The 20,459-nt window shown below is 61.1% G+C and carries 26 protein-coding genes; 12 read left to right on the top strand and 14 right to left on the bottom strand.

Going from position 1 to position 20,459, the window contains the following annotated elements:
- The first annotated feature begins 166 nt into the window (after positions 1–166).
- On the top strand, positions 167–667 hold the full coding sequence (locus tag JNB85_RS24655; RefSeq protein WP_220336914.1) for a GFA family protein: 501 nt from the start codon (positions 167–169) through the stop codon (positions 665–667).
- A gap of 8 nt (positions 668–675) precedes the next feature.
- Here the strand turns inward: JNB85_RS24655 and JNB85_RS24650 are convergent, their stop codons facing one another.
- The gene (locus JNB85_RS24650; protein WP_220336913.1) at positions 676–1,422 is read right to left on the bottom strand and encodes a hypothetical protein; all 747 of its coding nucleotides are present in this window, start codon (positions 1,420–1,422) and stop codon (positions 676–678) included.
- A gap of 111 nt (positions 1,423–1,533) precedes the next feature.
- On the opposite strand from JNB85_RS24650, the gene JNB85_RS24645 reads away from it, so the two are divergent.
- Positions 1,534–2,001, top strand: coding sequence for a winged helix-turn-helix transcriptional regulator (locus tag JNB85_RS24645; protein ID WP_220336912.1), 468 nt, complete (start codon positions 1,534–1,536; stop codon positions 1,999–2,001).
- Positions 2,002–2,227: 226 nt separating this feature from the next.
- Here JNB85_RS24645 and JNB85_RS24640 read toward each other — a convergent pair whose 3' ends face one another.
- Both JNB85_RS24640 and JNB85_RS24635 read right to left on the bottom strand, forming a co-directional pair.
- The gene (locus tag JNB85_RS24640; RefSeq protein WP_220336911.1) at positions 2,228–2,593 is read right to left on the bottom strand and encodes a hypothetical protein; all 366 of its coding nucleotides are present in this window, start codon (positions 2,591–2,593) and stop codon (positions 2,228–2,230) included.
- 122 nt (positions 2,594–2,715) lie between these two features.
- Positions 2,716–3,375: a glutathione S-transferase family protein gene (locus JNB85_RS24635; RefSeq protein ID WP_220336910.1), complete on the bottom strand. Its 660-nt coding sequence runs from the start codon at positions 3,373–3,375 to the stop codon at positions 2,716–2,718.
- 389 nt (positions 3,376–3,764) lie between these two features.
- On the opposite strand from JNB85_RS24635, the gene napE reads away from it, so the two are divergent.
- The 7 genes from napE to JNB85_RS24600 all read left to right on the top strand — a co-directional run bounded on the left by napE (position 3,765) and on the right by JNB85_RS24600 (position 9,535).
- On the top strand, positions 3,765–3,974 hold the full coding sequence (gene napE / locus JNB85_RS24630; protein WP_338050354.1) for a periplasmic nitrate reductase, NapE protein: 210 nt from the start codon (positions 3,765–3,767) through the stop codon (positions 3,972–3,974).
- Between the two features lie 9 nt (positions 3,975–3,983).
- Positions 3,984–4,520 carry a ferredoxin-type protein NapF gene (gene napF / locus JNB85_RS24625; protein WP_220336908.1) on the top strand — a complete coding sequence of 179 codons (537 nt, stop codon included), beginning with the start codon at positions 3,984–3,986 and terminating at the stop codon, positions 4,518–4,520.
- On the top strand, positions 4,513–4,794 hold the full coding sequence (locus tag JNB85_RS24620) for a chaperone NapD (RefSeq protein WP_220336907.1): 282 nt from the start codon (positions 4,513–4,515) through the stop codon (positions 4,792–4,794). Before napF ends, JNB85_RS24620 begins: the two co-directional genes overlap by 8 nt.
- On the top strand, positions 4,769–7,273 hold the full coding sequence (napA, locus tag JNB85_RS24615) for a periplasmic nitrate reductase subunit alpha (protein WP_220336906.1): 2,505 nt from the start codon (positions 4,769–4,771) through the stop codon (positions 7,271–7,273). The genes JNB85_RS24620 and napA overlap by 26 nt, the downstream gene beginning before the upstream one ends.
- Positions 7,243–7,752, top strand: a complete 510-nt coding sequence (locus JNB85_RS24610) for a nitrate reductase cytochrome c-type subunit (protein ID WP_220336905.1) — start codon at positions 7,243–7,245, stop codon at positions 7,750–7,752. Before napA ends, JNB85_RS24610 begins: the two co-directional genes overlap by 31 nt.
- Entirely contained in the window at positions 7,749–8,456 is a 708-nt protein-coding gene (locus JNB85_RS24605) for a NapC/NirT family cytochrome c (RefSeq protein ID WP_220336904.1), read from the top strand. Before JNB85_RS24610 ends, JNB85_RS24605 begins: the two co-directional genes overlap by 4 nt.
- A gap of 122 nt (positions 8,457–8,578) precedes the next feature.
- Positions 8,579–9,535 carry an alpha/beta fold hydrolase gene (locus JNB85_RS24600; protein WP_220336903.1) on the top strand — a complete coding sequence of 319 codons (957 nt, stop codon included), beginning with the start codon at positions 8,579–8,581 and terminating at the stop codon, positions 9,533–9,535.
- A gap of 84 nt (positions 9,536–9,619) precedes the next feature.
- On the opposite strand, the gene JNB85_RS24595 is transcribed toward JNB85_RS24600, so the two are convergent.
- The 6 genes from JNB85_RS24595 to JNB85_RS24570 all read right to left on the bottom strand — a co-directional run bounded on the left by JNB85_RS24595 (position 9,620) and on the right by JNB85_RS24570 (position 13,948).
- Positions 9,620–10,165, bottom strand: coding sequence for a cupin domain-containing protein (locus tag JNB85_RS24595; protein ID WP_220337010.1), 546 nt, complete (start codon positions 10,163–10,165; stop codon positions 9,620–9,622).
- A 68-nt stretch (positions 10,166–10,233) separates the two neighbouring features.
- Complete coding sequence (locus tag JNB85_RS24590) at positions 10,234–10,521, bottom strand: PRC-barrel domain-containing protein (RefSeq protein WP_220336902.1); 288 nt, start codon at positions 10,519–10,521, stop codon at positions 10,234–10,236.
- A gap of 312 nt (positions 10,522–10,833) precedes the next feature.
- Complete coding sequence (locus JNB85_RS24585) at positions 10,834–11,046, bottom strand: tautomerase family protein (protein ID WP_220336901.1); 213 nt, start codon at positions 11,044–11,046, stop codon at positions 10,834–10,836.
- 141 nt (positions 11,047–11,187) lie between these two features.
- A complete protein-coding gene (locus JNB85_RS24580) occupies positions 11,188–12,012 on the bottom strand; it encodes an MBL fold metallo-hydrolase (protein WP_220336900.1) in 825 nt (274 codons plus the stop codon).
- Between the two features lie 65 nt (positions 12,013–12,077).
- A complete protein-coding gene (locus JNB85_RS24575; protein ID WP_220336899.1) occupies positions 12,078–12,671 on the bottom strand; it encodes a carboxymuconolactone decarboxylase family protein in 594 nt (197 codons plus the stop codon).
- Positions 12,672–12,751: 80 nt separating this feature from the next.
- A complete protein-coding gene (locus JNB85_RS24570) occupies positions 12,752–13,948 on the bottom strand; it encodes an alpha/beta hydrolase family protein (protein ID WP_220336898.1) in 1,197 nt (398 codons plus the stop codon).
- A 281-nt stretch (positions 13,949–14,229) separates the two neighbouring features.
- On the opposite strand from JNB85_RS24570, the gene JNB85_RS24565 reads away from it, so the two are divergent.
- Positions 14,230–15,132, top strand: coding sequence for a LysR family transcriptional regulator (locus JNB85_RS24565; protein ID WP_220336897.1), 903 nt, complete (start codon positions 14,230–14,232; stop codon positions 15,130–15,132).
- A gap of 183 nt (positions 15,133–15,315) precedes the next feature.
- Here JNB85_RS24565 and JNB85_RS24560 read toward each other — a convergent pair whose 3' ends face one another.
- Positions 15,316–15,516 (bottom strand): hypothetical protein, encoded by a 201-nt coding sequence (locus tag JNB85_RS24560; protein WP_220336896.1) that lies wholly within the window; start codon positions 15,514–15,516, stop codon positions 15,316–15,318.
- 409 nt (positions 15,517–15,925) lie between these two features.
- Between JNB85_RS24560 and JNB85_RS24555 the strand changes: the two genes are divergently transcribed.
- On the top strand, positions 15,926–16,234 hold the full coding sequence (locus tag JNB85_RS24555; protein WP_220336895.1) for an MliC family protein: 309 nt from the start codon (positions 15,926–15,928) through the stop codon (positions 16,232–16,234).
- A 287-nt stretch (positions 16,235–16,521) separates the two neighbouring features.
- On the opposite strand, the gene JNB85_RS24550 is transcribed toward JNB85_RS24555, so the two are convergent.
- The 4 genes from JNB85_RS24550 to JNB85_RS31140 all read right to left on the bottom strand — a co-directional run bounded on the left by JNB85_RS24550 (position 16,522) and on the right by JNB85_RS31140 (position 19,036).
- Complete coding sequence (locus tag JNB85_RS24550; RefSeq protein WP_220336894.1) at positions 16,522–17,382, bottom strand: LysR family transcriptional regulator; 861 nt, start codon at positions 17,380–17,382, stop codon at positions 16,522–16,524.
- Between the two features lie 237 nt (positions 17,383–17,619).
- Entirely contained in the window at positions 17,620–18,063 is a 444-nt protein-coding gene (locus tag JNB85_RS24545; RefSeq protein ID WP_220336893.1) for a hypothetical protein, read from the bottom strand.
- Between the two features lie 11 nt (positions 18,064–18,074).
- Positions 18,075–18,419: a hypothetical protein gene (locus JNB85_RS24540; RefSeq protein ID WP_220336892.1), complete on the bottom strand. Its 345-nt coding sequence runs from the start codon at positions 18,417–18,419 to the stop codon at positions 18,075–18,077.
- Between the two features lie 50 nt (positions 18,420–18,469).
- Positions 18,470–19,036 (bottom strand): hypothetical protein, encoded by a 567-nt coding sequence (locus JNB85_RS31140; protein WP_338050353.1) that lies wholly within the window; start codon positions 19,034–19,036, stop codon positions 18,470–18,472.
- A gap of 387 nt (positions 19,037–19,423) precedes the next feature.
- On the opposite strand from JNB85_RS31140, the gene JNB85_RS24530 reads away from it, so the two are divergent.
- Positions 19,424–20,395, top strand: a complete 972-nt coding sequence (locus tag JNB85_RS24530) for a quinone oxidoreductase family protein (RefSeq protein ID WP_220336890.1) — start codon at positions 19,424–19,426, stop codon at positions 20,393–20,395.
- The last annotated feature ends 64 nt before the right edge of the window (positions 20,396–20,459 follow it).

Raw genomic sequence — 20,459 nt, 5'->3', positions numbered from 1 at the left:
GCCTCGCCATCTCCATCACCTTCCGCACCGGACCCGCAAGCCGGCTGATCTGCCAGCAGAAGCACGACATCGAGCGGTGTGGCCGGTCCATTCTTCTGCTGGACGATCAAAAGACGTGAACCTAAAAGAGAAACCTCAGAACCGCCGCTTGAGGGAGAAGGAAAAATTGAAACGCATCGAGATGGAAGTAAGCGGCGGCTGCCAGTGCGGTGCGGTGCGCTACCGCGCAACCGCCATGCTCGACAATTCGCATCTCTGCCATTGCCGCATGTGCCAGAAAGCCTCGGGCAACATCTTTGCGGCGCTCGTCGCCGCGCCCGATGATGCGCTTACCTGGACACGCGGCAAGCCTGATGTCTGGAAGAGCTCGGAGCTTGTCGAGCGCGGCTTCTGCGCCAATTGCGGGACGCCCTTGTTTTTCCACCATCTCGAAAACGGCCGCACCAATCTGATGATCGGTTCGCTCGACAATCCCAACCTTTTCCCGCCGCATGCCAATACCTGCACCGAGAACATGGTGGCGTGGTTCGATACGATCACGGGCATTGAAAATACCGGCGCCACTGAAAACAACGGCGCCGACTGGGCGGCTGCGATCAAGAAGAGCAGCAACCAGCATCCCGATCACGACACCGCCGCATGGGTGGCGAGGGGGCGTGACGGCTGAGCGTCTGATCAGACGCTTGCCGGTGCAGCGGGCCGCGGTTCGATGCCGATTTCGAGCAGATCGATCGAGACGGCGACCCGATCGAGGATGGGCCGGTTGTCCGCGTCGGTTGCATAAACCCTGCGCTTCGTCGGGATCGTCAGACCGTCGACGCTCCTGTGGTCGCTTGCATAGTTGGCGCTTCTCGTGCCGCCCATGATGTCGACGCTATAGTCATGGCGCCGCAGGAGGCCGTCCGCATCGAAGTAGAACGTCTGTACCGTGGAATGGCTGGGGACGGTCGAGGGGAACTTCACCCGCAGCCTGCGCCAGATTTCGTCTTCTTCCTGCCACGGCTCGATCTCTTCGCTTTCGAAACCTGGAAGCCTGAAGAGGAACGGCGTCGTCAGATAGGTCCACATGGCGTAGCCGGTGAAATAGATCAGGTGCTGCCTGTCCCACGGTGTGGGGATCGTGTGTCCTTCGAAGAAGGAGCGCGGTGCTGCGCGTTGCTCGATGATTTCGCCGCTGTCTGCGACCACAGCCGTTCGCTCCGGCTCCCAGACGCAGTGCTGTCCTTCCTCCAGGAAAGGGCTGAATTCGGTGTGCGGACGACGGGTGGAGACCGACGTGTGGATGTCGGCATAGACATCCGGCCAGCCCTTCACATGCCAGACCGCGCCGCCGACTTTGATATGCGCATGCAATTGCTCGATCTGCTGCCAGCGCCGCCAGCCGCCGTGCGCCTCGATTGCGAAATCCAATAGGTCAGTCACTTCAAGACCCTCCGGTTCATGGTGAGCAAAAGGTTTAACTTTGAAACCTATCGACATCTACCTCAAAATGGTTTAACTTTGCAACCATTATTTGGATGAAAGGCGGAGTAGGTGAAGGGTAAACGCACTGACATGGGGGACGCTCAATGCGGGATCGCGCGTTCCCTCCAGGCCGTCGGCGATTGGTGGTCGCTCCTCATCGTCAGGGAGGCTTTCAAGGGGCGTCGGCGATTTTCCGAGTTCCAGAAGAGCCTCGGGCTCGCAAAGAACATCTTGTCGGTTCGCCTGCGAAAGCTTGTGGAGGAGGGCATCTTTACGGTGGAGCCCGACCCCGACTCCGCGCTCAGCCATCTCTATGTTCTGACGCCGAAAGGCTATGAGCTGAGCGTGGTTCTCGTCGCTCTCTGGCAGTGGGGGGAGGAGCATTGCTTTGCCCCAGGGGAACTCGATTACGCAGTCGTGGACAGCCTGAACGCGCAGCCCTTGCAGAAGCTTCAGCTTGCCGCCCGGGACGGCCGAACTCTGGGGCCGCGGCAGTTTCGTATTGAAGCCAGGGATCGCTCATTCCAGGATCGCTGATTGCGAAAGCCCTGATCTTAGAACGGCTTTGGGCCTCACGTCGCTCGTTCGTCTGCCACCACCTCAACCAAGCCATGCAGAGGTGTTGTCAGATATCAGGGGAGCGGCTCATGGACGGCTACCCGAAATTGCAGGTCCTGGGAATGAACGAGGTAACCGAGCAGGGCAGAGTATCCCTTGCTCCTCACGGTTCGGGAGCGGATCCGCTTTCGGCCCGAAGCGAACCTTACGTGTAGTCGGGAAAGGCTACCCTCTTGTCATCAGGCGCATCTGCCCACGCTCGATAGGCCTCATATTTCACAGCACCGGACGCAATTCCCTTGATCATGCGACGGCACACCTCGGCAGTTGCCTTCTCTGGAGGCATTTTGCTATTCCGTTCGACCTCTGTCCGTACTCGGTCGGTCATCGCTGCCAACCCATTCTCAGTACATGCTTGGATAATTCGTGAATGGGTCGCCGGCTGTTTACGAATGATAGAAGCGTAGTATTCGAAAGTTTCTCTGTTCCATGCACCGCCATCAGCCCGGACCAAAGACGACATCGCGACCGCTGTGATGAGTGCGGCAAAAAATTGAATTCTGTTCGGCAAAGAATTTCCTATGGTTGCGCCGCCAAAAAAGCAGCTTTTGGATGTGAGCGCAACTGTTCACGCGGGTCGCATGACCATAGCTAGCGGAAAGCGGCCATGGCTCCCGCCGCCCATCGGCCCTATCACGATTGCCCGCCACCCGACACTGCCAAAAACACCGCCTTCTGCGCCTCGAAAGCGCGCTGGTACGCCGGCCTTTCCTTCCCGCGGGCGATATAGGCGCAAAGGTTCGGATACTCCTCCAGCAGGGATGATCCCTCCAGCCTCAAGAGCACTGAGATCATCTGCAGGTCGCCGGCGGTGAATTGGCCGTCCAGCCAGTCGGCATCGCCAAGCCGGGCGGAGAGTTCGCCGAGCCGCTTGCGGATGCGCCTTTCCACGTGGGCCAGGCGCTCTTCGTACCAGCTCTCCTTGCCCTCTTCGAATCGGGCGGTCTCACGGTCGACGATGACGGGCTCCATCGTGCTCACCGCTGCAAAGATCCAGGCGATGGCGCGGGCGCGGGCGTTTTTATCGTCCGGCAGCAGGCCGGCATAGTGGCTGGCGATATGCAGGACGATCGCGCCGGATTCGAAGAGGGCGAGATCGCCGTCCTCATAGGTCGGGATTTGCCCGAAAGGCTGAAGCGCAAGATGAGCGGGCTCTCTCATCGCCTGGAACGAAACGAGGCGGACCTCGTAGGGTTGCGCCGCTTCTTCGAGCGCCCAGCGAACGCGCATGTCGCGCGCAAGACCCCTGCCTCGGTCGGGCGAGCGTTCGAAGGCGGTGATGGTAATCGTCATGGTCGTTCTCCCTGATCTGCCGTCCCTAATCCAATCGTCTGGAAGACGGCCGGACGGACGGCAATCCGACAGTGGAATGATGGAAATGGTTTTCACGCGCGGCAAGCGGCGCCTGCCTTCCCAATTGCTCTCCATGGAACGATGGCGCGCCGGAAAGGGCGGTGCATGGCAAGGATGTCGCTCCGGCAGGCCCGAATCGGGTGGCGCCAACCGGTCGGCTTCCCGCCTTGATCTCAGTCAAGGACTGCCGTTCGAGCGTAGGATACAGGTTCTCATGTGCCCGATTCCCGGTCGTGAGCGCGTTCAAAAGTCGCGACCGCAGATGAAGGCGGCTGGACATGCATAGGGGAGTGTGGCAGTCTAATTCGCAACTCTGGGGGGAGGTTTTTGTGGCTCAAATCACGGATTCCGTTGGAGAGTTCAGGCGGAAACGCCGGCGCGAGCTTTTGACCTTCGCCGTGCTCGCTTTCGGGATTTGGCCCGTTCTCGCCGTCGGGGTCGTCGGCGGTTATGGCTTTCTGGTCTGGATGTACCAGGTGGTTTATGGGCCGCCGGGGCCGCATGATGTCAGGCCGGCGCCTCCAGGCTCGGCAGAGTGAGGATCTCCAATGGTTCTCTCGACGCGCACCCGGCGCGGCTTTCTGACCGGCAGGCCATCGCAAGATCCGGCTGCGATCTTGCCTCCCGGGGCGACACTTCCTCCCCGGGGGATACTTCCTCCCGGAGCGACTGAAACATCTGTTCAAAACTGTTCGGGCTGCGGCGCCTGCATCGATGCCTGTCCGACCAAGATCATTTCGATCCGTTCTGGTATTCCGACCGTGGATTTCAGGCTCGGTGAATGCACCTTTTGCGGCCAGTGCGCGGAGCGATGTCCCGAGAGCGTCTTTCCGACTGGTCCTGCCGCCAGCTTTGCCCATCATGCCGTTATCGATGACGGGTGCCTCGCCAATAATTACGTCGACTGTCAGGCCTGCCGCGACAGCTGTCCTGAAGGCGCCATCCGGTTTTGGCCGCGGCTCGGCGGGCCGTTCGTTCCCGAGCTCGATGCGCATGCCTGCACGGGATGCGGCGCCTGCATCGCGGTCTGTCCGGCCGATGCAATCGCGATGAAACCCGACCAGCGGGAGGCAGCCCATGCCTGAGAGCCGCCATCACGTCTCCAGCGCCGTCGTCGTCACCCGCCCGGAACTGACCGGAGATGTCGCGGCGCGTCTGGCGGATATCGAAGGGGTCGAGGTTCACGCGACGGCGCCGGGCAAGATCGTCGTCGTGATCGAGGGGCCGCATTCGGGCGTGCTCGGGGAAAAGCTGATCGGCATTTCGGGGATGGATGGCGTGCTCGCCGCCCACATGGTTTTCGAACAGGCATTGGATATCGAGGAGGCAATCGATGACGACCGAACTGACGCGGCGTGATCTCCTGAAGGCGCAGGCGGCGGCAATCGCGGCTGCGACAGCCGGCATCGCAGCGCCCGCTTCGGCGCAGTCGGTGCCCGGCGGAGTGGCGGCGCTGGAGATCAAATGGTCGAAGGCGCCGTGCCGCTTCTGCGGCACCGGCTGCGGCGTCATGGTCGGCGTGAAGGAGAACCAGGTCGTCGCTACCCATGGCGACATGGAGGCCGAGGTCAACCGCGGCCTCAACTGCGTCAAGGGCTATTTCCTCTCCAAGATCATGTACGGCAAGGACCGGCTGACGAGCCCGCTCTTGCGCAAGCGGGACGGCGTCTACGCCAAGGACGGCGAGTTCGAACCCGTCACCTGGGAAGAAGCCTTCGACGTGATGGCGGCGCAGGCCAAGCGCGTGCTGAAGGAGAAGGGGCCAACGGCGCTCGGCATGTTCGGCTCCGGCCAATGGACCATCTTCGAAGGCTATGCCGCGACGAAGCTGATGCGGGCGGGCTTCCGCTCCAACAATCTCGATCCCAATGCGCGCCACTGCATGGCTTCGGCAGCGGTCGCCTTCATGCGCACTTTCGGCATGGACGAGCCGATGGGGTGCTACGACGATTTCGAAAACGCGGACGCTTTCGTGCTCTGGGGTTCGAACATGGCCGAGATGCATCCGATCCTCTGGACGCGCGTTGCCGACCGGCGGCTCGGGCACGAGCATGTGAAGGTCGCAGTGCTCTCCACCTTCACGCATCGCAGCATGGACCTCGCCGATATCCCCTTGATCTTCAAGCCCGGTTCGGACCTCGCCATCCTGAACTACATTGCAAACCACATCATCCAGACCGGCCGCGTCAACCAGGATTTCGTCGACAAACATACCAAGTTCATGAAGGGCACGACCGATATCGGCTACGGACTGCGTGCCGACAATCCGCTGGAATTGAAGGCCAAGGGTGTCGCGGACGCCGCCAAGATGGAGCCGATCGATTTCGAGGCATTCAAGCAGATGGTCTCCGAATACACGCTCGAGAAGGCGGTCGAGCTCTCAGGCGTCGACAGCGCCTTCCTGGAACAGCTCGCCGAACTCTATGCCGATCCCAAGACCAGGGTCATGTCGCTCTGGACCATGGGCTTCAACCAGCATGTGCGCGGCGTCTGGGCCAACCAGATGGTCTATAACCTGCATCTGCTCACCGGAAAGATCTCCGAGCCGGGCAACAGCCCGTTCTCGCTGACGGGACAGCCGTCTGCCTGCGGCACGGCCCGCGAGGTCGGCACGTTTGCTCATCGTCTCCCGGCCGACATGGTCGTCACCAATCCGGAGCATCGCAAGCATGCCGAGGAAATCTGGAAGCTGCCGGAGGGACTGCTGCCGGACAAGCCCGGGTATCACGCTGTCGAGCAGGACCGCATGCTGCATGACGGCAAGCTGAATTTCTACTGGGTGCAGGTCAACAACAACGTCCAGGCCGCGCCGAACACCAGCAACGAGACCTATAAGGGATATCGCAATCCGGACAATTTCATCGTCGTCTCGGACGCCTATCCGACCGTGACCGCCATGAGCGCCGATCTGGTGCTGCCGGCCGCCATGTGGGTGGAGAAGGAGGGTGCCTACGGCAATGCCGAACGGCGCACGCATGTCTGGCACCAGCTGGTGAACGCTCCGGGCGAAGCCCGCTCCGATCTCTGGCAGCTGGTGGAATTTTCGAAACGCTTCACCACCGACGAGGTCTGGCCTGCCGAAATCCTCGACAAGAACCCCGAGTACAAGGGAAAGACGCTCTACCAGGTGCTCTACCAGAACGGCACCGTCGACGAATTTCCCCTGTCGGAGGTTTCGCCCGAGTACGAGAACCGCGAGGCCAAGGCTTTCGGCTTCTACATCCAGAAGGGGCTGTTCGAGGAATATGCCCATTTCGGCCGCGGGCATGGGCACGATCTGGCGCCCTATGACATGTACCATCAGGTGCGCGGCCTGCGCTGGCCCGTCGTCGATGGCAAGGAGACGCGCTGGCGATACCGCGAAGGCTACGACCCCTATGTCAAGCCGGGCGAGGGGCTGAAATTCTACGGGCAGAAGGACGGCCGCGCGGTCATCCTGGCTGTGCCCTACGAGCCGCCCGCCGAGTCGCCCGATGACGAGTTCAATTTCTGGCTCGTGACGGGCCGCGTACTGGAACACTGGCATTCCGGCTCGATGACGATGCGCGTTCCCGAACTCTACCGGGCCTTTCCCGGCGCGCGCTGTTTCATGAACGGCGACGACGCCCGGAAAATGGGCATCAATCAGGGTGCGGAAGTGCGCATCCAGTCACGGCGCGGCGAGATCATCAGCCGCGTGGAAATTCGCGGGCGCAACCGCATGCCGCATGGCGTGATCTTCGTTCCGTGGTTCGACGCCAGCCAGCTGATCAATAAGGTCACGCTCGACGCCACCGACCCCATCTCCAAGCAGACGGATTTCAAAAAATGCGCAGTCAAGATTCTTCCGGTCGCGTGATTGGCCGTCGCTTGATCACGCGGCGCATCCGGGCGATCGTGGCCGTCGCTCTTCTTATGCTGACCGGCACCGTCACGCTGGCGCAGATGGTGCCCTCGCTGTCCGGCAACGAAAACCCGATGGAGAGCAAGGAGGCCAAACCAGTTCCCAAATGGGTCGTCGATGACATCAGGAAGATGCGGAACTATCCGGACCAGCCTCCGATCATCCCGCATTCGATCGAGGGCTACCAGCTGACCGTCAATACCAATCGCTGTCTGTCCTGCCATCGGCGCGAGCTGACGGAAGGCTCGGGCGCGCCGATGATCAGCGTCACCCACTACATGACCCGCGAGGGGCAGATGCTGGCCGACGTCTCGCCGCGTCGATATTTCTGCACCGCCTGCCATGTGCCGCAGGCGGATGCGAAGCCGCTGGTTCCGAACAGTTTCAAGGACATGAGCGAGCTGGGCTTCAAGCCTGCGGGAAGCGAGCAATGACCGGCAGGATCAAAGCGATAGTCCTCTGGTGCTGGCGCTTGCTGAGCACCCGGGCCGCGACACTCAGCCTGGCTTTCCTGACGCTTGGCGGCTTCGTCGGCGGGGTCATGTTCTGGGGCGCGTTCAACACGGCGCTCGAGGTGACCAACACCGAGGCTTTCTGCACCGGCTGCCATGAAATGCGGACGAACGTCTATGAGGAGCTCAGCCGCACGGTTCACTTCTCCAACCGCTCGGGCGTTCGCGCCACATGCCCGGATTGTCATGTGCCGCACCAATGGACCAACAAGATCGCCCGCAAGATGCAGGCGTCGAAGGAGGTCTGGGGCAAGATATTCGGGACGATCAACACGCGCGAAAAATTCCTCGACAAGCGGCTGGAACTCGCCCAGCACGAATGGGCGCGGCTGAAGGCCAATGACAGCCTGGAATGCCGCAACTGCCACTCGATGGGTGCCATGGACCTGACGAAACAGACCGTGCGCGCTGCCGAGATCCACACGCGTTACCTGCTGCCTGGCAAGGCGACCTGCATCGATTGCCACAAGGGCATCGCCCATGAACTGCCAGACATGAGAGGCGTCGATCCCGGCTGGAAGGTTCCGGCCGAGCTGATGGGCAAGACTGCCGATCTTGGATGGCATGACCGGGCCAAGCTCGCGGCATATCTCGACACAGCCGATGCGGTGGCCGTCAATGACTGACGGGCGGCGCCTTGCTGATGTCTCAAAGAGGGCAGGGCATGCGTCATGCTCTAACCGTCTGAAAGCAGCCTGATTTTCGCGGGCGAGCGGAACGTTTTGCCCCGCACTTGCGTTTCGGCGCCATGAAGTATGGGCAGCCTCTCCCTCCGCCGGCCGTATCCCCGAAGGTCGGCAACATCATCGAAACCGGTCGCGAGCAGATCCATATGCTCGAAAGCGGAAGCGCAGACGGAAATCCCGTCGTGCTGCTGCATGGCTGCGGCAGTATCGCCGAGGAGGTGATGATGCCGTTTGCGGACAGCGGGTTCAACATCATCGCGCCCGACAGGCCGGGTTACGGTTTCAGCCAGGCACTGCCGGCCGGCGAGCGCGGCCCGCTCGGCCAGTCCTTCTGGCTGGAGCGTTTCCTGGAGGCCCTGGAGGTGGAGGAGCAGGTGGTGCTCGCTGCCCATTCGATCGGCTGCGCGCCGGCGCTGCATCTTTCCGCCCGCCGGCCGGATCTCGTCAAGGGCCTGTTTCTGATCTCGCCCTGCTGCCGGCCGGTTCCCTTCAAGCCGTTCATCGTGCTGCGCAGCGCCATGGCGCCGTTTGTGGGTCCTGTCATCCGCCAGCACGTGATCGCCCGCTGGTCGTCCTATTTCCTCGAGCGCGGCCTGCGCGCTTCGTCCTATCCCAATCCGGTGACATCGGAGCTTTCCACCCTGCCGGCCATGCATATGGTCAATGCCGCCTCGATCGCCACCATGGCCGAGGAACTCCGGGCCTTCAACGGCGACATGGAGACGCTTAAAAGCCTGCCGGCCGATCTGCCGCTCTCCGTCCTCTTCGGACGCGAGGACCGGGTCATCGAGCCCCGCTGGCATATCGACTGGCTGCAGGAGAGGCATTCTGCGGCAAGGGTCGAGCTGCTCGACGGCATCGGCCATATGCCGCACCATGTCGCGCGCGATCTGGCCTTGGCGATGCTGGGCGATCATGCGGGCAAGACGCCGGGCGATCTTGCGGGCAAGACGCCGGGCGATCTTGCGGGCAAGACGCCGGGCGATCTTGCGGGCAAGACGCCGGATATGGGGCGGTGATTGGCTTCTACGCCTCCCTTTGACGGGCCAGTGTGCCTGGGTGCTGGCAAGACAGGCAAACACGGGCGATACCGTCCAATATACTCAACCGCTTTTTCCCGCCGAAGCGATACCTGAATCGGTTGCTTGCCTGTCGCCGAGATGCCAGGCCTCAAACAGCGGACCAGAGGCGCCTTGCACCGGATCGGTTTCCGGCAATGGGACCTCGGCGATCTTTTTGAGGAGTTCTGCGGTCGCATCGCTTGTCTGAACATCAGGATGTTGGCCTGGAGGGTAGGCACCGACCACCTGAAAGTCGCTGCTCGCGCCCAGGTTTTGATGTCCCGTCCCTGCCGGAAGAACGAGACAATCTCCCGGGTGCAACTCGAGCACTTTACCGGTAGGGCCGCCGATCAGCAGCTTGGCCGTTCCTCTTCCGACGCCAAGCACTTCGTGAGCGCCCGCGTGATAGTGCTGATAATCGAAAACCCCGTCGCGCCATATACCTTCCCACCCGTGTGAGGTGAACAGGCGCGCAAACTCCTCACACCCGTCTTCGCAGATGAAGATTTCGCGGTAGACGATAACCGGAAGCGTCTGGTTGTTAGGCACCCAGTCGCTTTTGTCAAAGAACATCTTTTGCGCTTCCATGCCTTCCACCATCTTAACAAATCCAGATCACAGCGGAGCAAAGCCCGGCACTTGGGCCGGGCTTTGCTTCAATCCCGGTGCTCGGGCATGTCTTTGAGCTGGTCCTTGGTCCAGCCCATCACGGCGTGCACGACGCCGTCCTCATCTCTCATCCAGTCGAAATCTTTGAATGGGACGGCGACAGGTTTGGCTCCAATCCCGAGGAAGCCGCCGACATCTATGACGGCGAGACTGGTTCCGTGGAGGTGATCTACCGTTCCAACTTTCTCGTCATTGGCTCCATAGACGGTCGCGCCCTCGAGGTTTACCGGCGTGAGTTCATCCGCTGCCAATCGAACATGATTGCTATGGTCCATGAGATTCCTCCTTTGTCATGTGAGGCATGAACCCCGGCAACTCTCATTTGTTCCTGGCCTTGGCAGACCGCGCTATCTGTAGCCGCAATGTTTGACGTCGTCGCCAGGCCCATGCGGCACCAGGAACTGTCGCTTACCAGGCGCCGCGTAGCCATCGCAGCAGCCATTCTTACCGGCTTGAGATTCAGTAAAACGCTGAAGGGTCCGGACTTCCCGTTCGGGGTCTTTGCCGCGCGCCTCCCAAGTGTGGTTAACGAGGCGGCCACATGGGACCGCTCGTCCATGAGACTAACGGCGACGAAGTCCTAAAGGTCAATCTTTCGCGCGATAGGCTTCGGGGATGACGAAAACCTCGTCAGCGCGGGCGTAGCCGCCATCCTTGATCTCCTCGATCAAGACCATCGTGTGGGGACGCGCTGCTTCGGAGAAATATTCCACAAGCATCGCCGTGGTGCGGTGGACGATCTCCTCCTTTTGCGCGCGTGTCAGCGCGGCTTCCGGAACCTTGAAATTTGCGAATGGCATGATGTTACTCCTGTTGATCGGCAATTGGTGATGAGACAGCGCCCGCAATGCCGGCTGTCGAGGCTGCGTTGAGATACCGGGTTTAGAAACCGGCCCGTCGGGAGATCGTCGCGCCGGTGACCGGGCCGGGTGGGTGACGCCCTATCCGAGGACGGACAGGGCGTCGGGAGATCCGCGACCGGCGGTGTGGCTCAGATATTCGCTTTGATCATGGGTGCAGAATATGTCGACCTGCTGCCCATTCTCCTCCCTCAGCTGTTTGAGCTTCGCGATGCTCGCCTCACGGTCGCCGGCGCTCGTCTGGAAAGCGATCTCGAGCGGCAATCCCGGCGGAGGCGTGAGGAAGTTGATCGTCCTGTCGAAATAGGCATCGCCTGCGTGGAGACACCATTTTTGACCGTCGCGGAAAGCGACGCCGCAATGGCCCTCGGTATGACCGGGAAGGGGGATGAGTTTCGCGTCGAGAACGCCCGGTAGGTTAAGGCTGCGGGCAGCCAGCCCGAACCACGTCTCGTCCGACGGTTCATATGTCTGAAATTTCGTCCGATGCGAAATCTGGTAAGGCCTATAAGGACCTCTTGGCTTCAGTCCGTCGAAAGCGTCGAGCTCTTCACTCGCGAGATGCACCGTCGCATCGGGGAAATCATAGAGGCCGCCGGCATGATCATTATCGAGATGTGTGAGGATGATATCGCTCACCTGCTCAGGTCTGATCCCCCTTGCCTTGAGGCGCTCCAATGCGGTTAGCCTGATGTCGACGACGATGCCCAGCTTGAAAAGCGCATCCTGGCCAAGGAGGCCGTTCGGATCCAGCATTTCGCGCGTGCCGAAGCCCGTGTCGAGCAGAATGACCCGTTCGCCGATCTGGAAGATCACGCAATGGATCGTCATCGAGCGCGTGGGTGTATGCGTCAATGGACCCATCAGGCCGAAGGTCGCGTGGGAGATTGATACCGTATCTGACATTCCTGCCTCCGTTGCTTGAAAACACAGGCGGCTGCCAAAATCTAAGCAGCCGGTATGAAGAAGATCTATTCCGGGGCAGGGATTTCGAATGCGTTCAACAAAGCGCAGGTAAGAAGATACAGGCCGACGAGGTACACCATGTCGACCAACCCGCGTGTGCCGAAGATATGTTCCGCTTCCTTGTAAAGCTCGTCGTCCACGCGACGATCGCTCGCAAGCTGGGTCGCAAACCGTCGAGCCACCTGTTCCGCGGGCGTGAGTTCATCGGAATGCTCCCCACGAACCAGGGCTTGGATGGCTGCCTCCGGGACGCCGACCTTCCGGGCCACTGCTGAATGCGCATAGAGTTCGTAAGGCGACTGCCACACCGCGCCGACGCTCAGGATCACAACCTCATGAACCCTCTTGTCGAGGGTGGTGCCGGTCTTGTCGGCAGCCATCCATGCCAGGAATCCCGGTGTGATCCCGGTGCTGTAGAGGTAGGGGTTGAACGGGCCGATCAATTCACCAGCCGGTGTCTGGCCCTGGAAGCCGCTTTCTTCCGCCCAGGCGATCAGCGTCGATCTCAAGGTTTTATAGAGATCTGCCTGTTCACCTTTCAGCTCCTTCGGGTCGAGGAGCGGCAAGCGCCCGCCTGGCCCGCTATCTACGTGCTGCATCTCTGTCTCCTGCTTTTCACTGGTTCGATGGCCCGGAGGCGTGAAGGCTGGTGAAGCCGTTCACGCCTGCGCCCGATGGGTCAGGACTTCAACGTCTCGTCGATCCAGTCGAAGACGACCTGGTCCTTGAATGCGAGGGCGCCGGACTGGCAGTGATTTTCAGCGCCATCTTCCGCCGTGAATTCCGCAAATGTCTTTGGCGAAGTGAGCTCGTTGTAGACGTGCCTCGGCTGCCCCTCGAAGAAGATGTCTGCCGCCGCTTCCATGACCAGGCACGGAGACCTGATCTGCTTGATGACGTCGCGCATGTTGAAGGCCTTGCTTTTTTCCAGAAATTCGGCGACCGACTTCACGCCGAAAGACCAGAGGCCCTGGGTGACAACCCAACGCAGAGAGGTGCTGCTCGGCATAGCCGCTTCGACGATCTTCTGACAACGTTCAGCGTCGCCCGCTTCGAAAGCAGCGATCGCATCTGCCGGCAGCATCTTGTGCAAGGATTCGTAGAAGTCGTAAACGCCGTCGAAAAAGACGTTCGCGCGGAAACGATGTTCAAAGGCAGCGGCGCGCGCAGAAAGATAGCCGCCAAGGCTCATGCCGATCTGTACGAGGTTGGCACCGTCGACATCAGGTCGCGTCAAGGCATAATCGACGGCCGGCGTGACGACTTTTTCCCAGTCATACCGAAAAGGCAGCTTTTGTTCGCGCATCGGCGCGCCTTGTCCAGGTCCGTCGAAGGTCAGGCAATTGTAGCCACGCCTGTTGGCGGGAGCGCCGGCATAGTAGAACAATTCCTCGAGGCTGGAATCGAAGCCGCCATGGTAGATGATGGTCGGACGGGGTTTGCCACTGTCGTCGACCTTGTAGAAGTATCCTGGAAGCGTCGTATTTTCGTAGGGGATCTCTACGCGTTCCCATGTCGGTCCAGTGAGATCCGCAGCCTTCTTGTAAGCAGCCTGGGAGGCTCGGGATTCCGAGAGGATACGTGGGTCGTCCGGATTCCCGTGAAGATAGAATTCCGCCATGCGGAAGTAGGTCGACGCCCGCAGATACGCCTCGCGAGCGCTGACGAGGTGCCCCTTGGAGAAGCTGACCTCGGCACGAGACAATGTGCGCCGAGCGCGTTTGTCCCATTCGTCGAACCAGTTCTCAAAGTCTCCTTCCTTGATCTTGCTGGCGGTAGCTACGCTCTCCCCAAGGTCAGATCCGCCATAGTACATAAAGCCGAGATTTCTGACGAGTTCAAATGCGAAATGGTCGTCTTTGAATACAACTTTCATCTTCACATCCTCTTTAACGCGCCGTAGCGCAGAACTACTCTCTTTATGCAAGCATCAATCGTGAATCCACTCTGTGGATATATTTTTTATGATCCTGTTATGCTCACGAATCCCGTTTAATACCTAACATTTTCAACAGCTCGCCGATGGAGCTGAATTAAACTTAGACAGGACTGGAACAATTTGGACTGGCTAAAAATGGATCTGACCTATACAGTTTTGCATAGCCCATGCGCCGACAGGTCGGGAAATCGCAGCGCAGCATTGGTTTGGGGAGAGCGATGGAGCGACTGGACTGGACCTTGCTGCGAACATTTCTGGCGGTCGTAGAATCGGGATCGCTTTCGTCTGCAGCGTCGCGCTTGAAGGTGGCTCAGCCCACGCTCAGCCGCCATGTTCGCGAGCTGGAGGGTGTGCTTGGTGTAACGCTGTTCGTACGCACGGCACGCGGGCTCGAGCCAACGGAAGCCGCACTCGGGCTCATCGGCGACGCCAGAAACATGGGGGAGGCCGCTCAGGCCCTGGCTCTCAAGGCATTCGGCCGCTCGCAGCAGTTGACAGGCACCGTCCGTGTGACGAGTTCGGTCATGGTCGCGAATATGTGGCTGCCCTCGATCCTGGCCGAGCTTCGACAGGCTGAGCCCAGCATTCAGATCGAGCTGGTCGCTTCGGACACAAATCAAAATCTGCTGCGACGAGACGCCGACATCGCTATTCGTATGGCCGATCCGACACATGGCGACTTGATCGCGCGCAAGCTGGGGGATGCGCCCCTCGGCCTCTATGGAGCCAGATCATATTTCGAAAAGCGCGGCCGCATCGCCACGATGCGGGATCTTTTGGAGCACGACATCATCGGCTTTGACCGAAGCGAAGTCATTCTGAAAGTATTTGCGGCCAATGGCCAACCTGTTCAGAGAGGCATGTTTCCAATCAGATGCGACGATCAGATGGTCTATTGGAACTTGACGCTCGCGGGGCTGGGCGTCGGCTTCGCTCAGGTCATGCTGGCTGACAAAGTTCCGACGCTGGAGCGCGTGCCGATCGATCTCATGCCGCCGATGCCGGTCTGGCTGGTCATGCACGAGGAGGTCCGCACGAGTGCCCGCATTCGTCGTGTTGCCGATTTTCTGGCCGCGGCGATCACGGATCTTCTGCAAAGTCGCATGAAACTTCGATTATGACCGTGGCAAATTCTTGCAGTTTGTCCTGACGAACTTTGTGAGACGCATTGCCGGTGTACACGCCGCTGCCTGTCAATGCCGCTTTGATCGCCGCCGGGTGGCCTAGCGCGGTCGCGCACGGCGCAAAAAAAAGCCCGCCTGGCTAGGGCGAGCCGAAGGTAGCCCGGATCGGGCAGGGGAACGTCAAACGGTGGAAAGGACCTCGCCGCTCCAGGCCTCCGGAGTTACAGGCCGCAGGGGAGCGTTTTCGGCGGCGCGGCGGGCCTGCCGCTGGCTGGCGGCATCGAGCAGCGCGGCGAAAGAGGCAAGGCTGATCCTGTCGGCCCGCAGCATCTGACGGATCAGCGGATCCCTCAGCATGTCCGACGCGGTCATCTCGTTCATGGCCTGTCCTCCAGTATCCTTACCTATATTAGGTTGCCTTTGTAAATAACACATGTCAAGGTAGTGGCAAAAACAAGGCAATTCGCGCGGGCATCCGGTGGCCGTCGTGGTCATCGCCATGGCTGTTCTCCTTGACCTTTCTGGTAAGATGACGCGCGAGCGGGCGCGAATTCGACAGCTGGCGCTAATTTTTCCATTGGTCATGCTGCGGAAGAACCGTCAGCCGCGGGCGCCGAGGCAGGTCGCGGTGCACATGGCTCTGGCCAGATGGGAGTTTTGACGGGGCCGGACCTGCCGCGGTATAGAAGCCGGGTCGTCCGAAAAACCTTTCAGCTTCGTGGCGCCGGCAAGGCCGCGGCCGCCATCTGCTGTTGGCCTCGCTCGCGCAATTTCCACTCGAAAGACGGGCATGAGCAGGATGAACAGCAGTGTGTTTGCATCGGCAGGTGCCGTGCTTTTGATGAGCCTTGTGCCGGTATTCGCCGAGAACAAGGCGGCGGTGATCTATCGCTGCGATGACGGCGAGGGCGCCACGGCACGCTTCGTGAGTGAGCCGAGCGAGGTGCTGCTGACCACGGGCGGGCAGAGCTTCCGCTTGCCGCAGGGCCTGTCCGGTTCCGGCGCGCGTTACACGGATGGGACAGTCTTGTTCTGGATCAAGGGTAGCGATGCGCAATTGGAGGCGCCGGGGAGGTCGACCAGCTGTCATGTGCAGTGATCAGGCGCCATCGTAAAGCGGCCTTTGGTCAGAGATAAATTGCGGCCTAATATTGCGCCCGTGGCCCCCTCATCCGCCTGCCCGCGGGGGGGGGAGAAGGGGCATGCCGCGACCGTCTCCGCACTCTCGATAGCGTCGTGTGCCACGTCCCCTCTACCCAGCGGGGAGAGGGTTAGGGTGAGGGGGCTCCGGGCGGGACAGAACCCAGGCTTTCAACTGCTCCGCCGGCCATAGTGGCACAATTCCTACCTGCTGCCTCGCAGGCGCAGAGATCCGGCGCACAGCTCTCAAAACGCCCCCTTCAACGCCTCCATCACCACTCTCACAGCCGGCACGTCCCTGATCTCGGCATGGACCACCAGCCATACTTCCCGCCTCAGAGGGTCTTCATCCTCGATGCGCTCAAGCCCGCCCCCATCCGACACCGCGAAATCCGGCAGCATGACGACACCGCCGCCGAGCCTTGCGGCGGCAGACTGAAACTCAAGAACCGATGAGCGGATGGCGATCGGGCGGCCGGCGGCGATCTCGAAGAGGCGCAGTTGCTGGGGCGAGGCGTTCATGCCTTCGTCATAGCCGATGAAGGTCCATTGCGCCTCCGGCACGCTTTCGAGATAGGCTTTCGATGCATAGAGGTGGAAGGTGATTTCTGCGAGCTTGGTGATGGCATAGTCGCCATCTTCCGGCCGCGACAGGCGCACCGCGATATCCGCCTCGCGGCGGTTCAGCGAGGCGAACCGCTTTTCGCCAGTCAGCGTGATCTCGATGCCCGGATGCTGCTGCCTGAGGGCGGCGACAGGTTTTGCGAGTAGCACGCTCGATAGCGCAGGCGGGGCGCTGATCCGCACATGGCCGCGCATGTCGGTGGTGCTCGTGCGGCCAAGCTGCTCTATCGCTGCCGTCTGCTGGGCGATATGGGCCGCGTGGCGCGCAACCTCTTCGCCTTCGGCCGTCAGCACGATGCGCCGCCCGCGGCGGTCGACGAGCTTGCGGCCGAGGTTCTTCTCAAGCGCTGCGACGCGCCGGCTGATCGTCGCGTGCTCGACGCCGATCTGCCTTGCTGCGCCGAGAAAGGTTCCCGCCTGCGCCAGCGCCAGGAAGTGCCTGATATCGTCCCAGTCGAGGTGTGTGAATTCCTTCCCAATCATCGTGCAATCATAGGGAATTTCCACACATAAGGCCATCGGCTGGTGGATTCGCTATCGAGCCGGCCCGGCGAAGGACAAGCCGAGGGTTTTCAGCGTAAACCGAAGAAGCTCAATACCGCCAGTATTATCACAACCGCTCCTACGAGCCAGATCAAGTTGTTCATGAGATTTCCTTTCTCAAGCTATTGTTCCCGATGTCGACAGCTCCGCCGGATCGCGTTCCAAGCTATGGGACGATCACTGCTGCGGCAGGATGATCTTGTTTTCGGTTGTGCTCTTGACGGGCTTCTGGCCAGGCACATGCGACATGGTGCGGGTCGTGCTCTGGAGACTGTCGTCATCGGCACTCGTTTTCGTGCGCGATTTGCTAAAGGTTCCCTGGTCTACGGCCTGGGCCTTCGTCTGAGCCTTGAGCTTATCGCCGTTGTCGTTGACATGGGTTTTGCTCATGGCTTTGCCGTCAGTGGTCGCCGCGCTTCCGCCCGAGCCGATAGAGGACGTCGTGCCCCCGTCGGTCTGACACACGCCTGCCGTCCCGACAGAACTCGCAGAGGTTCCACCCGCCGCCGCACTTCCGGCCGTTCCGACGGTCCCAGCCGCGTTACACTCCTGTGCGGAGACGGCGGCCGTGGTCGACAGGAGCGCGATACCTGCAGCGCCGATCAAGGTCGTGATGTTCATGGTGCTCTCTCCTATTTCTTGGGCTTGGTGACCGAGCAGGTGCCGTCCGAGCGCTTGGTGATGACGGTGCCATCCGGCCGGGTGACGCTCGCGGTCGAGTAGCTGTCGACACTGCCCGAGCCTGCCGAGCTTGAAGCGGACGAGGATGCCGAGGTCGAGGAGCCGTTGCCAGCTGTCGTCGAAGAGGACACCTTACCGTTTCCCGCGGTCACGGTCGTCGACATGTCGCCCGCTGAGGTTTGAGTTTCAACGACGGTACAGGTCGTACCGTCGTCCAGTTTGATCTCTTCCGAGGCGGCCTGACCGGCTGCCAGGATCATGACCCCATAGACGATCGCTTTCGCTGTGTTGGTCATTTGCTTTCTCCGGTGAATGGGCCGACGCCTTAGGACGCCGGCCAAAAGCCTCAGCATGAATGGTTGGAACCGCTCTTCTTCGTCTGGCCGGGAGCACAGCCCTTCTTCCCATTGTTCTCGTGAGAGGAGCCTGCTTGGCTTGCGCCGGTGCCGACGGTGCTGCCGGTCTTGTCACCGTCGGCCGACGATGCACCTGTGCCAACCGAAGAAGCCGAGTTCGCATCGCCCGACCCGGCAGCCGAACCACCCGTGCCGACCGAGCTGCTTGATGTTCCCCCGCCTGCGGAGGAGCCGCCCGTGCCGAGGGTCGATGCCGAGCCCGAGCCAGAGCCTGCGGCAGAACCACCGGTGCCGACGGTGCTGCTGGAGGTTCCGCCACCAGCCGACGATCCACCTGTGCCGACTGTCGAGGCCGAACCTGGGCTACAGTTCGTGGCGCCCGCGGGGCAGTCGCCGCCACCGGCAGAACTTCCACCAGTCCCAATGGTGCTGCTCGAAGTTCCGCCACCTGCTGACGATCCACCTGTGCCGACCGTGCTGGACGACTGAGCGAACGCGACCGCCGACGTGCTTGCGAGCAGGGCTGCGGCGAACGCGATGCGTGTGAGCTTCATCATCTGATTTCCTCCGATGTTTATATTTTGCCCCAGCCAGTTTCGACCGGCGGCTGTCTGGCAAACGGCGATAAATACTGGCTGTTCCAACCCTGGGACCTCAGTCTGGGGTGTATCGGACCAAGGTCCTAACCGATCGAGCGCGCTTCGAAATCGGATAGGCTGTCGTTGGCAAACCATGACGAGGCAGGTGGTTGCGCCACTGTCACGAGCGCTATCGCTTCTCCGGCGCTGATCCATCGCAAGGACCGGTCCGGATCCTTTCGCCTCGCACGTCCCGGCCGAATTGTGTGAATTTCCTCCCAATCATTGTGCAATGATGGGGAATTTTCGCGAATAGCGCCGGCGGTTAGTTTCTCCATCCGCGAACCCGATGAAGGAAAACGAGAGATGCCCGACCAGATCGTCCTGCTTGACGCCCCCGGCGATGTCACCCAGTTCCGGCTGCAGGATCAGCCGCTGCAAGCCCCCGGCGCCGGCGAGATCAAAATCCGCCATCAGGCGATCGGCACCAATTTCCTCGATATCTATCACCGCAAAGGGCTCTACGCGCTGCCCTCCTATCCCGCCGTCATCGGCGTGGAGGCGGCGGGCGTCGTCGAAGAGGTCGGGGGCGATGTCACCGGCTTCTCGCCGGGCGACCGCATCGCCTATGGCGGCCCGCCTGCCGGGGCTTATTCGTCCACCCGCATCATGCCGGCTGAAAGGGCAATTCGGCTTCCCGACACGGTCTCCGCCAAGGCGGCGGCAAGCTCGCTGCTGAAGGGCATGACGGCCTATATGCTTCTGAAGAAGGGCTGCAATGTCGGCGACGGCAGCACCGTGCTGATCCATGCCGCCGCCGGCGGGCTCGGCAGCATTCTCGTGCGCTGGGCGAAATCGCTCGGGGCCACCGTCATCGGCACGGTCGGTTCGTCCGAGAAGGCTGCGCTCGCCGCTTCCTACGGGGCCGATCACCTGATCGTCGGGCGAGGGGCCGATATCGTCGCGGAGGTCAAGCGGCTGACGGATGGAAATGGCGTCGATGTCGCCTATGACGGCATCGGCGGCGACATGCTCGTCAAAAGCATCCGTGCCGTCCGCCCCTTCGGCACGGCGATCACTATCGGCCAGGCCGCCGGCCCCATTCCGCCCGTTGCCGTGGAAGAGCTTCGGCCCGGCAAGTCGCTCTCGCATCCGAGCATCATGGCCTGGTGCGCCGATGTCGGCCGATACCGCAAGGCCGCAGAGGCTGCCATATCAGCGATGGAGCGCGGCATCGTCTGCGAGATCGCTGCGGAATACGGGTTGGCGGATGTTGCGAAGGCGCATGAGGAGATGGAAACGGGACGGTCGGCCGGAAGCATATTGCTGCTGCCATGATCGGTGAAGCGTGCCACATGCGGTGATTCGCGCATCGCCGGTTTCTACTGGCCGCTGCATCCTG

The sequence above is a fragment of the Rhizobium mesosinicum genome, from assembly GCF_019511345.1.
Taxonomy (GTDB): domain Bacteria; phylum Pseudomonadota; class Alphaproteobacteria; order Rhizobiales; family Rhizobiaceae; genus Rhizobium; species Rhizobium mesosinicum.
Note: the sequence above shows the minus strand (reverse complement) of the source record. Positions and strands in the feature narration are given on the sequence as shown.

Bases quoted from the DNA above. Each gene is read 5' to 3' on its own strand.
- JNB85_RS24635 (WP_220336910.1), bottom strand. From the start codon at position 3,375: ATGACGATTACCATCACCGCCTTCGAACGCTCGCCCGACCGAGGCAGG.
- napF (WP_220336908.1), top strand. From the start codon at position 3,984: ATGGTTCTCTCGACGCGCACCCGGCGCGGCTTTCTGACCGGCAGGCCA.
- JNB85_RS24620 (WP_220336907.1), top strand. From the start codon at position 4,513: ATGCCTGAGAGCCGCCATCACGTCTCCAGCGCCGTCGTCGTCACCCGC.
- napA (WP_220336906.1), top strand. From the start codon at position 4,769: ATGACGACCGAACTGACGCGGCGTGATCTCCTGAAGGCGCAGGCGGCG.
- JNB85_RS24610 (WP_220336905.1), top strand. From the start codon at position 7,243: ATGCGCAGTCAAGATTCTTCCGGTCGCGTGATTGGCCGTCGCTTGATC.
- JNB85_RS24605 (WP_220336904.1), top strand. From the start codon at position 7,749: ATGACCGGCAGGATCAAAGCGATAGTCCTCTGGTGCTGGCGCTTGCTG.
- JNB85_RS24600 (WP_220336903.1), top strand. From the start codon at position 8,579: ATGAAGTATGGGCAGCCTCTCCCTCCGCCGGCCGTATCCCCGAAGGTC.
- JNB85_RS24595 (WP_220337010.1), bottom strand. From the start codon at position 10,165: ATGGAAGCGCAAAAGATGTTCTTTGACAAAAGCGACTGGGTGCCTAAC.
- JNB85_RS24590 (WP_220336902.1), bottom strand. From the start codon at position 10,521: ATGGACCATAGCAATCATGTTCGATTGGCAGCGGATGAACTCACGCCG.
- JNB85_RS24585 (WP_220336901.1), bottom strand. From the start codon at position 11,046: ATGCCATTCGCAAATTTCAAGGTTCCGGAAGCCGCGCTGACACGCGCG.
- JNB85_RS24580 (WP_220336900.1), bottom strand. From the start codon at position 12,012: ATGTCAGATACGGTATCAATCTCCCACGCGACCTTCGGCCTGATGGGT.
- JNB85_RS24575 (WP_220336899.1), bottom strand. From the start codon at position 12,671: ATGCAGCACGTAGATAGCGGGCCAGGCGGGCGCTTGCCGCTCCTCGAC.
- JNB85_RS24570 (WP_220336898.1), bottom strand. From the start codon at position 13,948: ATGAAAGTTGTATTCAAAGACGACCATTTCGCATTTGAACTCGTCAGA.
- JNB85_RS24565 (WP_220336897.1), top strand. From the start codon at position 14,230: ATGGAGCGACTGGACTGGACCTTGCTGCGAACATTTCTGGCGGTCGTA.
- JNB85_RS24560 (WP_220336896.1), bottom strand. From the start codon at position 15,516: ATGAACGAGATGACCGCGTCGGACATGCTGAGGGATCCGCTGATCCGT.
- JNB85_RS24555 (WP_220336895.1), top strand. From the start codon at position 15,926: ATGAGCAGGATGAACAGCAGTGTGTTTGCATCGGCAGGTGCCGTGCTT.
- JNB85_RS24550 (WP_220336894.1), bottom strand. From the start codon at position 17,382: ATGATTGGGAAGGAATTCACACACCTCGACTGGGACGATATCAGGCAC.
- JNB85_RS24545 (WP_220336893.1), bottom strand. From the start codon at position 18,063: ATGAACATCACGACCTTGATCGGCGCTGCAGGTATCGCGCTCCTGTCG.
- JNB85_RS24540 (WP_220336892.1), bottom strand. From the start codon at position 18,419: ATGACCAACACAGCGAAAGCGATCGTCTATGGGGTCATGATCCTGGCA.
- JNB85_RS31140 (WP_338050353.1), bottom strand. From the start codon at position 19,036: ATGATGAAGCTCACACGCATCGCGTTCGCCGCAGCCCTGCTCGCAAGC.
- JNB85_RS24530 (WP_220336890.1), top strand. From the start codon at position 19,424: ATGCCCGACCAGATCGTCCTGCTTGACGCCCCCGGCGATGTCACCCAG.